General features: G+C 71.2%; 13 protein-coding genes. 4 read left to right on the top strand and 9 right to left on the bottom strand.

Annotated elements, in window-relative coordinates; all coding sequences use genetic code 11:
* Positions 1–15: 15 nt before the first annotated feature.
* Entirely contained in the window at positions 16–759 is a 744-nt protein-coding gene (locus HUO13_RS20350; RefSeq protein ID WP_211896713.1) for an SDR family NAD(P)-dependent oxidoreductase, read from the bottom strand.
* Positions 760–1,160: 401 nt separating this feature from the next.
* On the opposite strand from HUO13_RS20350, the gene HUO13_RS20345 reads away from it, so the two are divergent.
* On the top strand, positions 1,161–2,189 hold the full coding sequence (locus HUO13_RS20345) for an extracellular catalytic domain type 1 short-chain-length polyhydroxyalkanoate depolymerase (protein ID WP_211896712.1): 1,029 nt from the start codon (positions 1,161–1,163) through the stop codon (positions 2,187–2,189).
* Positions 2,190–2,261: 72 nt separating this feature from the next.
* Here HUO13_RS20345 and HUO13_RS20340 read toward each other — a convergent pair whose 3' ends face one another.
* The 3 genes from HUO13_RS20340 to HUO13_RS20330 are packed head-to-tail and all read right to left on the bottom strand — an operon-like array spanning position 2,262 to position 5,595.
* A complete protein-coding gene (locus HUO13_RS20340) occupies positions 2,262–3,119 on the bottom strand; it encodes a geranyl diphosphate 2-C-methyltransferase (RefSeq protein WP_211896711.1) in 858 nt (285 codons plus the stop codon).
* Positions 3,120–3,133: 14 nt separating this feature from the next.
* Entirely contained in the window at positions 3,134–4,198 is a 1,065-nt protein-coding gene (locus HUO13_RS20335) for a family 2 encapsulin nanocompartment cargo protein terpene cyclase (RefSeq protein WP_211896710.1), read from the bottom strand.
* The gene (locus HUO13_RS20330; RefSeq protein WP_282973928.1) at positions 4,198–5,595 is read right to left on the bottom strand and encodes a family 2B encapsulin nanocompartment shell protein; all 1,398 of its coding nucleotides are present in this window, start codon (positions 5,593–5,595) and stop codon (positions 4,198–4,200) included. The genes HUO13_RS20335 and HUO13_RS20330 overlap by 1 nt, the downstream gene beginning before the upstream one ends.
* Before the next feature lie 317 nt (positions 5,596–5,912).
* Here HUO13_RS20330 and HUO13_RS20325 point away from each other — a divergent pair, with 317 nt between their 5' ends.
* Positions 5,913–6,101 carry a hypothetical protein gene (locus tag HUO13_RS20325; protein ID WP_211896708.1) on the top strand — a complete coding sequence of 63 codons (189 nt, stop codon included), beginning with the start codon at positions 5,913–5,915 and terminating at the stop codon, positions 6,099–6,101.
* Positions 6,102–6,424: 323 nt separating this feature from the next.
* Here the strand turns inward: HUO13_RS20325 and HUO13_RS37570 are convergent, their stop codons facing one another.
* Genes HUO13_RS37570 through HUO13_RS20315 form a run of 3 tightly spaced genes read right to left on the bottom strand, consistent with a single transcriptional unit; the run spans position 6,425 to position 8,457 of the window.
* Positions 6,425–6,616 (bottom strand): dihydrofolate reductase family protein, encoded by a 192-nt coding sequence (locus HUO13_RS37570; protein ID WP_249123891.1) that lies wholly within the window; start codon positions 6,614–6,616, stop codon positions 6,425–6,427.
* 2 nt (positions 6,617–6,618) lie between these two features.
* Complete coding sequence (locus HUO13_RS20320) at positions 6,619–7,020, bottom strand: dihydrofolate reductase family protein (protein ID WP_249123890.1); 402 nt, start codon at positions 7,018–7,020, stop codon at positions 6,619–6,621.
* Between the two features lie 27 nt (positions 7,021–7,047).
* Complete coding sequence (locus HUO13_RS20315) at positions 7,048–8,457, bottom strand: phytoene desaturase family protein (RefSeq protein ID WP_211896707.1); 1,410 nt, start codon at positions 8,455–8,457, stop codon at positions 7,048–7,050.
* A 133-nt stretch (positions 8,458–8,590) separates the two neighbouring features.
* Between HUO13_RS20315 and HUO13_RS20310 the strand changes: the two genes are divergently transcribed.
* Positions 8,591–9,403 (top strand): GNAT family N-acetyltransferase, encoded by an 813-nt coding sequence (locus HUO13_RS20310; RefSeq protein WP_211896706.1) that lies wholly within the window; start codon positions 8,591–8,593, stop codon positions 9,401–9,403.
* A gap of 7 nt (positions 9,404–9,410) precedes the next feature.
* On the opposite strand, the gene HUO13_RS20305 is transcribed toward HUO13_RS20310, so the two are convergent.
* The gene (locus tag HUO13_RS20305) at positions 9,411–9,719 is read right to left on the bottom strand and encodes a DUF6221 family protein (protein WP_211896705.1); all 309 of its coding nucleotides are present in this window, start codon (positions 9,717–9,719) and stop codon (positions 9,411–9,413) included.
* A gap of 125 nt (positions 9,720–9,844) precedes the next feature.
* Positions 9,845–10,675 (bottom strand): NAD-dependent epimerase/dehydratase family protein, encoded by an 831-nt coding sequence (locus tag HUO13_RS20300; RefSeq protein ID WP_249123889.1) that lies wholly within the window; start codon positions 10,673–10,675, stop codon positions 9,845–9,847.
* Between the two features lie 201 nt (positions 10,676–10,876).
* On the opposite strand from HUO13_RS20300, the gene HUO13_RS20295 reads away from it, so the two are divergent.
* Positions 10,877–11,983 carry a peptidoglycan recognition protein family protein gene (locus HUO13_RS20295; protein ID WP_211896704.1) on the top strand — a complete coding sequence of 369 codons (1,107 nt, stop codon included), beginning with the start codon at positions 10,877–10,879 and terminating at the stop codon, positions 11,981–11,983.
* Positions 11,984–12,002: the final 19 nt, after the last annotated feature.

Here is a 12,002-nt window from a genome sequence, read left to right as displayed (position 1 = left end):
CTGACGAGGGGTGGGTCAGGAACTGCTCCAGGCCCCGTCCAGGGCCAGGGACGCGCCGGAGACGTAGCCGGAGTGCGGGCCGCACAGCCACCTCACCGCCGCGGCGACCTCGCGGGGCTCGATGAGGCGTTTGATCGCCGGGCGGGTCAGCAACACCCGCTCGACGACGTCGGCGGGGTCGGTGCCGTGCGCGGCGGCCTGGTCGGCGATCTGGTCGCGCACCAGCGCGGTGTCGACGTAGCCGGGGTTGACGCAGTTGCTGGTCACCCCGTGCGCGGCACCTTCCAGGGCGATGGTCTTGCTCAGCCCCTCCAGGCCGTGCTTGGCCGCCACGTAGGCCGACTTGCCGGTGCTGGCGCGCAGTCCGTGGACGCTGGAGATGTTGACCACCCGGCCCCAGCCGCGCCGGTACATGTGCGGCAGGCAGTGGCGGGCCAGCAGGAACGGGGCGGTCACCATCACCTGCTGCATCCGCACGAAGGTGTCCGGGTCGAACTCGTGCACCGGCGCGATGTGCTGCATCCCGGCGTTGTTGACCAGCACGTCGACCTCGCGCGGCAGCCCGTGCAGCTGGTCGGCCACGGCCAGGTCGGTCACGTGGGCGTGACCGCCGATCTCGGCGGCCACCGCACGGGCGGACTCGCCGTCGCGGTCCACCACGTGCACCACGGCCCCCGCCGCGGCCAGTTCCCGGGCGCAGGCCGCGCCGATCCCCGCACCGCCCCCGGTGACCAGTGCCGTGCGGTCGTCGAGATCCATCGCGTGCGCTCCTCCGCCTCGCTCCACCGACTGTGGCGGTCACGCTAATGTGATCGGCTCGACCGGAATATGTGGCACACGGCCACAAAAACCCGCACCACCATGGCGAACCCAGCTACCGGACGGGGCGTGCCGGTCACCGCGAGGACACCCGCACGACACCCCACCGGGCCTCGGCCGGCACCGAGGTGGCGCAGTTCGCCGCCACCGAAGACCTGCGCGGACGCACGCTGCCCTGACCCCCGCCGAGCGGCTGGCACCACGGCGGCACCGCAGATCCGCGGTGTTCCGGTCCACCACAGCGGTCCGCTGTTTCCTGGGGCCGGCGCACATGGCCGCCACGCGCACGAGCGTTCTAGCGTGACAACGGCCGGGGGGCTCTGCTCGACGAAAGGGACGCGATGACACCGCATCTCCCCTCGCCCACCGCGCTCGGCCGCCACCGCCGGCTCCTCGCGGCACTGGCCTGCGGACTGGCCCTGGCCGCCGCCCCACCGGCATACGCGGTCACCCCCGCGCCGGCGCAGACCGCGGTACCGCGCGCCGCGCTGACCCCCGTGCCGTCCTTCGGCGACAACCCCGGCGCCCTGAACATGTACGCCTACCTGCCCGACGGGCTGCCCGACGGCGCGCCGCTGGTGGTGCTGTTGCACGGCTGCACCCAGAACGCCACCGACTACTTCACCCACTCCGGATGGCCGGAATACGCCGACCAGCACAAGTTCGCGCTGGTGCTGGCCGAACAACCCGCCGCCAACAACCCGCGCCAGTGCTTCAACTGGTTCGAACCCGCCGACAGCGACCGCGACCGCGGCGAAGCCGCCTCAATCCGCCAGATGGTCGCCCACGCCCACGGCACCTACGGCACCGACCCCGCCCGCACCTACCTCTCCGGACTGTCGGCCGGCGCCGGCATGGCCGCCAACCTGCTCGCCGGCTACCCCGAGGTCTTCGCGGGCGGCGCACTGCACTCCGGACCACCCGCCAAGTGCGCCCGCACCGTCGCCCAGGCCTTCGGCTGCATGAGCAGCGACCAGCACAGGACACCGCAGCAGTGGGGCGAGCTCGTGCGCTCCTCCGCCCCCGGCCACAGCGGCCCGTGGCCGAAGGTCGCGATCTGGCAGGGCACCGCCGACACCACCGTCGCCCCGGTCAACGCCACCGAACTGCGCGACCAGTGGACCGACGTCCACGGCCTGTCCCAGACCCCGACCGAGACCACCACGCTGCCCGCGGGCACCACCCGCCGCACCTACGCCGACGCCCACGGCAGCACCCTGGTCGCCGAGTACTCCATCGCGGGCATGGGCCACGGCCTGCCCGTCGACCCCGGCAACGGCGAGGACCAGTGCGGCACCACCGCCACCTACTACCTCGACACCCTCTGCTCCACCCACCACACCGCCCGGTTCTGGGGCCTGACGCCCTGACCCCTGCGAACGCACGACAAGGGTTGTCCCCGGCGAGGTCCTCGCCGGGGACAACCCTTGTCGTGCGTTCGCCTAGACGCGGTCGGCGGCGATGAGCAGGTACTGAAAGCTGCCGCTGGTGTAGGCCTCGATGAAAGTCTCCTCGATACCCGTGGCCAGCGGCGACCTGGCGCGCAGGCGCCAGTACGGCACGGTCGCCTCGGTCAGGTCCACCACCGCGCACGGCACCAGCCGGTTGGCCGCCATCGCGCGGAAGTAACCCGAACGCGGATGGATGTCGCAGATGTAGTGCGCGTTGATCGTGGACACCGCCCGGGAAGGCAACCCGTAGACGTCGTTGTAGCAACCGGTGATCGTCACGTACCGGCCGCCGCGCGCCAGCAGCCGCGAGTGCTCGGCGAACAGGTCGTGCAGGTCGACGTACATGGTGGACTCGTTGTTCCAGATCGCCTGCATACCGGCGGTGTCGAACCCGGTGTCGAGCATGTTGAGCTGGTGGAAGGCGACCTTGTCGGCCACCGCGCGCTCGCGGGCCTGCGCGTTGGCGAAGTCGACCTGCTTGCGCGAGAGCGACACGCCCTCCACGCTGCAGCCGAACCGCTCGTGGGCCATGAACGACGAGCCGCCGCGTCCGCACCCGGCGTCCATGATCCGCTGCTCCGGCTCGACGTTGCCCAGGTGGTCGAGCAGGAACTCGGCCTGCAGCGTCTCCAGCCGGTGCAGCTCCCTGGTGGTGCGCTCGTGCGAGGTCGCGGCGTCGCCTTCGACCACCGACCAGTCGGGCTCACCGATGCCGTAGTGGTGGTGGAAGTAGCCGTCGACCTCGCCGAGCTCCAGGTTGACCGGATTGGCCTCCTGGTTCCAGTACTCGGCGATGCTGCCCTGGTAGACGCTGGCGGCGGTCCCGTTCTCGTGGATCGACTTGGTCATGGTCGTTGATCCCTTCATGCGCGGTGGCGTGCGGTGGTGAAGTGCCAGTGGCGGCTGCCCGCCAGCCATGACCACAGGCCCGTCAGGTAGCGGGTGAGAGCCGGGTCGGCCAGTGCGGCCGTGGCCTCTGCGGTGGCCTCTTCCAGGGCCTGGATCAGCTCGTTGTGGATCTCGCAGGCCTGGACGAACGCCTCGTCCAGAGCGATGCGCTGCTCGGCGGCGATCACCGCGGGCAGGTTGAACGGCAGGCCGTGTTCGCGGATCTCCCGCTCGCAGGAGGCCAGGTCGTTGTAGAGGGTGGCGATCAGCGTCGCCCGCGCGGTGCAGTCCTGCACCAGCGGGTGGGCGTAGAGCTGCGGCGCCAGCTCGTAGCCGTCGAGGGCGTCGGTGAGGTTCAGGCACGGGCGGAACGAGTTCATCTGCCGGTTGGCCAGGTACTGCCACACCGGCGGCAGCCGGTTGAGCAACCGCCACCCGTTCTCGGCGTTGTAGCCCAGGTAGAGCTGGGCGATGTCGTGGCGGATGCGCTGGGCCTGCGCCGGGCTGCCGATCCGCTCGAGGTCGTCGAACGCCTCGTGCTGGGCGCGCAGCACCGGGTGGTCGTCGCGGCACTTGTTCCACGACGCCTGCAGGTCCGGGGTCAGGCGCGGCGCGTCGATCGCCGACTGCGCCAGCGACAGGTTCGGCCCGATGGTCTGGTCGTTGGCGTCGCGGCGGCTGTTGGTCTCGCAGAAGTAGTCGTCCACCGCCGTCTCGGCCACGATCATCTTGCCCGCGGCCGTCATCCGCTCGACGTCCTGACTGCCGGGGTGGCACAACGTGATACCGCGACCCGGGTCGTGCTTGTAGACACCGGCGACGTTGTCCTCACCACCCAGGCCGAGCCCCTGCATCCACACCACCACGCGGCGGTTGATCTCGGCGGCGACCTCGGGGCGCTCGGGTGGCGGCGGCGGGCAGTACAGCACCGTCGTCCGCTCACCCACCCCCGGCGGAGTGCACGCGCTGGTCCCGCGCACCCCACCGGTGTGCTGCTGCTGGGAGGGAACCGGCGTCTCGTGGCCGACGAGCTCGATCATCAGGACGCCTCCCGCCCGATCTCCACGTGCTCCAGCAACCCGACCGCATCCGGCACCAGCGGCGCGACGCTGTAGTAGGCGGTCACCAGGTAGCGCAGGATCGCCTGCTCGGTGACGCCCATGAACCGCACGTTCAGACCGGGCTGCACCTCATCCGGCAACGAGGCCGGCCGCAGACCCACCACCCCCTGCTTGTCCTCGCCGCGGCGCATCGCGATGATCGAGGTGGTGTTGTGGTCGCTGACGCCGATCTTGCCCAGCGGGTAGACCGGCACGCCCCGCCACGTCAGCGCCTTGGACCCGTCGTCCAGCCGCCCGGCGTCCACGACCAGCCCACGCCGGTTGCACTCGCGCAGGAACGCCGCGATCGCCTTCGGATGCGCGAAGAACGCATCGGTCGAACGGCGCATCGACAGCAGGTCGTCCATGTCATCGGGCGTCGGCGGCCCGCCGCGGGTGGAGATCCGCTGGTCGTAGGAGGTGTTGTGCAGCAACCCGAACTCGCGGTTGTGCACCAGCTCGTGTTCCTGGGTCTCGCGGATCTCCTCCACCGCCAGCCGCAGCTGCTCCTCGACCTGGTCCATCGGGTCGTTGTAGAGATCGGCGACGCGGGTGTGCACCCGCAGGATCGTCTGGGTCAGCGACAGCTCGTACTCGCGCGGCTCGAGCTCGTAGTCGACGAAGGTCCCCGGGATCACCGCCTCGCCCTCATGACCCGCCGACAGGGCGACCTCGGCTTCACCCCGCCGGTTCTGCGGCAGCGCCCGGCGCCGCGCGAAGTCCTCCAGATGCGCACGCAGACCCGGCGCCTCGTCGAGAAGCCCGAGCAGGGCATCCCACTCCAGCACCATGACCGTGCCCGCCGTGGAACAGCGCAGCGTCGCCGACCAGCTCGGGTCGTCGACTCCCACGGCCTCGTCGCCGACCTGGTCGCCGTCGGCGATCACCCCCAGGTGGTCGACGGTGCCGTACTCCCCGGTCACCAGGCGTTCGATCCGGCCGTGCGCGACGACGAACACCTCCCGGATCCGATCGCCCTCCCTGGCCAGGACCTGCCCGGGCGTGACCTGGCGGGCCGTGAACAACCCCGCCAGCCGCTCCAGCACCTCGGTGTCGGTGTAGCCCCGCAACGCCGACAGCTCCGTGAGCGTGCCCGGGATGATGGCGACATCGGCGCCGTGCTGGAGGAACGACACCCGCCCCCGGCCCACCCTGATCTGCAGGCGCCGGTTCACCCGGTACGTGCCACTGGTGACACCGACCCACGGCAACTGCCTGAGCAGGTTGCGGGAACTGATGGACTGCATCTGCGGCGGCGTCTTCGTCGTGGTCGCCAGCAGACGAGCCGCTTGGGTTCGCAGGGACAACAACGGTTCGGCAGCGGGTGACGATGACACGTCACGAACCTCCCGGTCGATGAAACTTGCTGGTGTGCGGTGGGTTGTCACGAGTGGTCAGCAGCCGCTCGGCGATCCGGAAACGCGATCGCGGCACCGGCACCGGCGTCTGCTCACGCCGTGCGCGGCGGCTCCGGAGGAGAAGGACCGGCCGAGGATCGGCGGCGGAGACACCCGCTGCCCGCTGCTGGCGCAGGTGCCCCGCCGCCGACACCGCAGCCACGGCCCTCGGGCCGGCGGCTACGACCGGGCCCCCGATCGGCGCGCCCGCCGTCCGGCGCCTTCCGGCACATCCCGCGGACGTCGCATTCCCCGGCGTGGTTTCGGCGATTCCGACGCTGGTACCGTGCGGCGGATACCGGATCAGCGGAGACGGCCTGCCGCTGCATGAGCATGACGCGCTTTTCCTCGTCCGTTCGCAGGATGTCGATCATTCCGCTGCAGGAGTCTATGGGCCGACTTTTGCCGCCAATACAGATAAAAGGGTGGCCACCACAGGCGAGTGACCCCTCACCCGAAACGCGGCACCCCGAACAGCGCCCGCGTCCGGACACACGAGCTACTACGATTCCCCGGGCAATTTCGGTAATTCCGATAATTGTCGTTGATTCGGAGAGGCGCGATCAGTAAACGTGATCTTCCGCCCGCACGGCGGTGTCCGCATCCCCCGCCCATGCACGGGCACAAGCCCGCTCGAGTACCGGCCACGAGCCGAGCCCCGGCCGATGCAGGCCAAGAATGACCGCCACGAGCGGGTGAACACTCACCCGAACAGCCGCGCCCGAAACGGTGACGTCCCCGCCAAGTGTGCCATGGCGGGCGAAGCCGGCTATCGGACGGCGTAGGTGAGCTGCACCATGCCGTTGCCGAACCGGCGCTCGCGCGTGAGGGAAAGAGCGGTTCGAAACCCATCCGGCAGCACCGGTGTCCCCGCCCCGACGACGACGGGACAGAGCAGCAGCTCGATCACGTCGACGAGCCCGAGCCGAAGCGCACTGCGGGCCAAGGTCGGGCCCTCCACCGTCAGGTCCCCGGATGCCTCGGCCCCCGGGCGGTCTCGACCGCCTCGGCCGTCAGTTCCCGCTCCAGCCGAGTGCGCCGCGTCCACACCTCGGGCAGACCGGCCGAGAAGACGATCTTCTGAGCGGCCTGCCACGTGGTCGCGAACGCCGCCGACTCCGGCGACTGAGCAGCGACCGCCGGATCGGTCTCCCACCCCGCCATCGCCTCATACATCCGCCGCCCGTACAGGTACGTGCTCACCTCGCGGGCGTCGGCGTTGAGTGCGGCGATGACCTCCTCGTCGGGGAACGCCCAGGAGTAGTCGCCCTGGGCGTCGGTGTTGTAGCCGTCGAGAGACGACGCGACCGAGTAGATGACGCGATGCTTGGAACCACCCTTCCTGCCGGGTCCAGACGAGACCACAACGACACACCTGGACGCCTGGACTTCCTACAGCGCGCGCAGCGCCGAGCGGGCGGCGTTGAACCCGCACATGCCGTGCACTCCGGCACCGGGCGGAGTCGCCGCCGAGCACAGGTACACCCCCGGCACCCCGGTGCGGTAGGGATCCCACGTCACCCGCGGACGCAACACCGACTGCACCGGGGTGTTGGCGCCCATGATGATGTCGCCACCGGCGTAGTTGGGGTTGTAGCGGGCCATCTCCGCCGTCGAACGCGAACGCACCGCCACCACCCGCTCCCGCACTCCCGGCGCGAAGCGCTCCAGCTGCTCCAGCACCGCCGGGGTGGCGTCACCCGGATAGCCATAAGGCACGTGGGCGTAGGCCCACACCGGATGCAGGTCACCGCGGGACCGGCCCGGATCGGCCAGGTACTGCTGGGCCACCAGCACGACCGGCCGCGCCGGCATGCGTCCCCGCACGACCTCCCGCTCGGCGTGGGCGACCTCCTCCAGCGTCCCTCCCACGTGGACGAACCCGGCACGCCGGCAGTGCTCGTTGCGCCACGGCACCCCGCCCTCCACGACCAGGTCCACCTTGAACGCGCCCGGAGCACGCCGGAACCGCTCATAGGCGCGCCGCACCCGCACCGGCAGCCGGTCCCCGGCCAGCTCCGCGGCCGCCTGCGGTGACACGTCCAGCAGCACCGCCTCCGCCGCCGGCAGCTCCGCCAGCGACCGCACCCGCACCCCCGTCTCGATCCGGCCGCCGTGCGCACGCAGCATCCGCGCCAGCGCACCTGTCACCGCGCCCGACCCGCCCTCGGCCACCGGCCACCCGTAGCGGTGCCCGGCCGCGGTCATCATCAGCCCGATCGCCGCCGACACCGGCGCGTGCAGCGGGCGGAACGCGTGCGCCGCAGTCCCGGCGAACAGGGCCCGCGCCTGCGCGGTGTGCCAGCGGCGCGCGAGCACCGTCGCCGGTTGCACCGCGCGCAGCCCGAACCGCGCCAACGCCACCGGATGCGCAGGAAGGTGGGTCACCGGGCGCATGATGTCGGCGGCCACCGCGTCGAAGTCCGCCGCCAGCGGCTCGAACAACGCCCGCCACCTGCCTCCGTCGGCACCCAGCAGCGCGGCGGTGTCGGCGACCGAACGCAGCATCACCCCCGCGCTGCCGTCATCGAGCGGATGCGCCAGGTCGACCTCCGGCCACCGCCACCGCAGCCCGTACCGCTCCAGCGGCAGCATCCGCAGGAACGGCGAGCCCACACCTGTCGGGTGCGCGGCCGAGCAGTGGTCGTGCACCACCCCGGGCACGTCGAGCTCACCGGAGCGGGCACCGCCCCCGATCTCCTCGGCCGCTTCCAAAACCGTCACCGACACGCCCCGCAGCGCCAGCGCCACCGCGGCGGCCAGCCCGTTGGGACCGGAGCCGACCACGACCGCCTCGCTCATCCGCCGACCACCTCGCCCGTCGTCACCACCCGGCCATCCCCGCAGTACTACCCGCCCGACACGCCCGCACCGCGGTCCACCGCGGGTGAAAACCGCATGCCCGCAGCGGCTCGCGGTGCTGCAATGAACCACCATGACCCCACCGCAGGACAGCACCGCCGAGGCCGGACTGCCGGCCAGGATGGAGCAGAACCTCGCCGAACACGCCTGCCACCTGCACCGCCACTTACCGGACGCCACCGTCACCGACACCGGTGACCTGATCGTCGCCGACAGCGGCCTGCACGACGACACCTTCAACATCGTCGCCGCCACCCAGCTCACCCCCGCCACCGCCGCGACCAGGGTCGGCGAGACCGTGCGGGAGCTGACCGCCACCGCACGCCCGTTCTCCTGGTGGATCGGACCCGCCTCAACGCCACCGAAACTGCCCGCACACCTGCACGACGCGGGACTGTCCCCATCGGAAACCGAAACCGGCATGTGGGCCCACCTCGACCACGCACCATCGCCCGCACCCGTCCCGGACCTGCACATCCGGCAAGTCGGCACCCGCGCGGAACTCGCCGACTACGCCGCGATCCTGGCCGCCAACTGGGACCCGCCCGCGGCCACCGTCCACCGCTTCTACGCCGAAGCCGCCGGCGCGGCGCTGGCACCCGGCTGCCCCGCCCGCTACCTGGTCGGCTACGCGGCCGGACGCCCGGTCTGCACAGCAGAGGTGTTCCTGCACGCCGACGTCGCCGGCATCTACAACATCGCCACCCTGGCCACCGAGCGCCGCCGCGGCTACGGCGCGGCCATCACCCTGGCCGCCCTGCACACCGCCCGCGACGCCGGCCACCGCACGGCCGTCCTGCAGGCTTCCGCCGACGGGGAGCGCGTCTACCGGCGCCTGGGATTCCGCGCCTGCGGTCAGTTCACCGAGTACGCCATCAATCCCTGAGCTTCGCTCACGGGCGCCAGCGCTTGGCGTATCCGGGCCGGTCGGAATACGGCAGGCCCAGCAACGCGCGGGTCGTGCAGCCGCGTTCGTCCTCCGGCGGGAACGCGTCACCGACCTGGTCGCACGGCCCCGCCCCGGAACCGCACCACTGATGCGCCCGCAACAGCCGCGTCTTGAGCTCGCACTCCCGGAACCCCCGGATGACGCTGACATAGCAGCCGCGCTCGCTGCCCGCCTCGGCGTCCTCGCGGACCCAGCGCAGCAACTCGAGGTCGATGTCGATCTGCCGCCGCAGGAAGTCGGCGAATCGGTCCATGGGTCCCCATGCCCCTCACAGCCATCGCAATGCCGGATGTCTCCGCCAGTGGGACCCGGCCACGCTGCGGGCATGACGCCGTTGTGATCGCGTTGTTGCCTCGGCCATGAGGCGACCGCCGGCGCTCAGCCGTTGGCGTTGCCCGGTTCGTGGGTCCAACCCAGCACGCGACGCGCCTTGGAGCAGTCGTAGAACCCGTCGCGCCCGACCATGTCGGCGCGGATCGGCACCCCCGGGTAGTACTCGGCGGCCAGCGCCCGCGAGCCGACGTCCACGGCGGTGTCGGGGGCGACGATGTTGAACACCTCGTGGCCCCGCCACTCGGCCCGCAACGCCAGCACGAACGCCTGCGCGATCGCGTCCAGCCGCACATAACCCCACAGGTGGTTGACCGCGATCGCATCGCCGGGATCGGACACGCGGGCGGCGTCGCGGTCGGGCACCGCGCCGTGGATGCGCAGGCTCGACACCGTCAGCTGCGCGTACCGGCGCGCGAAGGAGTCGGCCTGGGCCTCGGCGATCCACTTCGACAGGCTGTAGGGATCCTCGTTGTAGGTCGGATGCGTCTCGTCGACGGGGAAGTAGTCGTAACGGGCGCGCCGCGAGAACGCCCCGCCCACCGCGTTGATGCTCGACGCCTGGCACACCTTCCAGATCCCGGCCTCCACCGCCGCCGACAGCGCGTTGAAACCGGCCGTGACGTTGGTGTTGTGCACGACGTGGCCCACGTCGTGCCACGGCGAGGGAACCGCGGCCAGATGCGCCAGACCCCGGCAGTCCTCCAGCGCGTCGCGCACCGCGTCGAAGTCGGTGACATCGGCGGCCACCGCCTCCACACCCGCCCGGGACTGCGGCAGCGAGCGGTCGATGGCCACCACCTCGTGCCCATCGCGCACCAGCGCGTCCACCACGACCCGGCCGATCCGGCCGTTCGCGCCGGTCACCGCAACCCTCACATCCGCCTCCGTCGATGATCGCCCGCGCTCACAGTAGCGCCGGGACCCGGCAGGCACTCCGCTCCGGCGCGTGATCAAGCAACCACTCGTTGGCGCTTTTTCGCCAACTATTTACTCACGCGGCCCTGGTACCTGCACGCTCTTGTTCCTAGGTTCGCCCCGACCCCGAACGTGATCAACCTGGCCGCATTGGAGACCTCCATGTCCCTTCGCCGCTCGCCGCTGGCACGCCGCTCGTTCCTCGTCGGCGGACTCACCGTCACCGCCGCCGGCACCCTCGGCCTCCCCGCACACGGCGCGCCGTTCAGGCCGGCCGCCCCGTCGATCTCCGGCTGCGACGAGTGGGGCGCGCGCGAGCCCACCAGCGCGATCGACGTCCTGGACAGCAAGCCCACCAAGATCATCGTCCACCACACCGCCTCGGCCAACGTCGACGACACCTCCCAGGCCCAGGCGTTCGCGCTCTCCCGCGCCATCCAGAACCACCACATGGACGGCAACGGCTGGAAGGACACCGGCCAGAACTTCACCAACAGCCGCGGCGGCTGGCTCACCGAAGGCAGGCACAAGAGCCTGTCGGTGCTCACCGCCGGGAGCCAGCACGTGCTCGGCGCCCACGCCGGCGACCAGAACTCGGTGTCGCTGGGCATCGAGAACGAAGGCACCTACACCAGCGCCGACGTCCCGGCCAAGCTCTGGACCACGCTGGTGGAGCTGTGCACCTACATGATCGCCCAGTACGGCATCAGCGCCAGCGCGATCTACGGCCACCGCGACTTCATGTCCACCGAATGCCCCGGCGAAGTGCTCTACGGGCGCTTACCCGAACTGCGCGAAGCCGTCGGAGCCGCCGTCGGACAACACGTCGTGCACCCGGTGACCTGGTTGCTGCTCAAGCCCGGCGCCACCGGCCCCGCCGTCACCGCCACCCAGTACCTGCTGCGCGCCCAGGGAGCCGCCGACGTGCCCGTCGACGGCGTCCACGGCCCCCAGACCCAGGCCGCCACCACGCGGTTCCTGCGCGACCACCACTTCGAGACCGCCACCTGCTACGCCACCCGAATCGAGGAACCCGGCCTGTTCGGCGGCACCGCCTGGACCGCGCTGGCACCGGTGCTCTCCGGCGACGGGCAGGGCGACGCCGTCCGCGCCCTGCAAACCCTGCTCACCTCGCGCGGGCACTACGTCCCCGCCGACGCCCACTACGCCGGCCGCACCGCCACCGCGGTCAGCGACTTCCAGGCCGCCAACGGCCTGCAGCCCACCGGCGTCGCCGACCACGAGGTGTGGAAGCGACTCCTGCGCTGAGGTAGCGCTACCGGGCGGT

It is taken from the genome of Saccharopolyspora erythraea (assembly GCF_018141105.1).
In the GTDB taxonomy this organism is placed as follows: Bacteria; Actinomycetota; Actinomycetes; order Mycobacteriales; family Pseudonocardiaceae; genus Saccharopolyspora_D; species Saccharopolyspora_D erythraea_A.
This window is presented reverse-complemented; position numbering and strand designations above follow the sequence as displayed.

Excerpts from the sequence above, each read along its gene's own strand:
- HUO13_RS20350 (WP_211896713.1), bottom strand. The coding sequence starts at position 759 with ATGGATCTCGACGACCGCACGGCACTGGTCACCGGGGGCGGTGCGGGG.
- HUO13_RS20340 (WP_211896711.1), bottom strand. The coding sequence starts at position 3,119 with ATGACCAAGTCGATCCACGAGAACGGGACCGCCGCCAGCGTCTACCAG.
- HUO13_RS20295 (WP_211896704.1), top strand. The coding sequence starts at position 10,877 with ATGTCCCTTCGCCGCTCGCCGCTGGCACGCCGCTCGTTCCTCGTCGGC.
- HUO13_RS20335 (WP_211896710.1), bottom strand. The coding sequence starts at position 4,198 with ATGATCGAGCTCGTCGGCCACGAGACGCCGGTTCCCTCCCAGCAGCAG.
- HUO13_RS20305 (WP_211896705.1), bottom strand. The coding sequence starts at position 9,719 with ATGGACCGATTCGCCGACTTCCTGCGGCGGCAGATCGACATCGACCTC.
- HUO13_RS20315 (WP_211896707.1), bottom strand. The coding sequence starts at position 8,457 with ATGAGCGAGGCGGTCGTGGTCGGCTCCGGTCCCAACGGGCTGGCCGCC.
- HUO13_RS20310 (WP_211896706.1), top strand. The coding sequence starts at position 8,591 with ATGACCCCACCGCAGGACAGCACCGCCGAGGCCGGACTGCCGGCCAGG.
- HUO13_RS20345 (WP_211896712.1), top strand. The coding sequence starts at position 1,161 with ATGACACCGCATCTCCCCTCGCCCACCGCGCTCGGCCGCCACCGCCGG.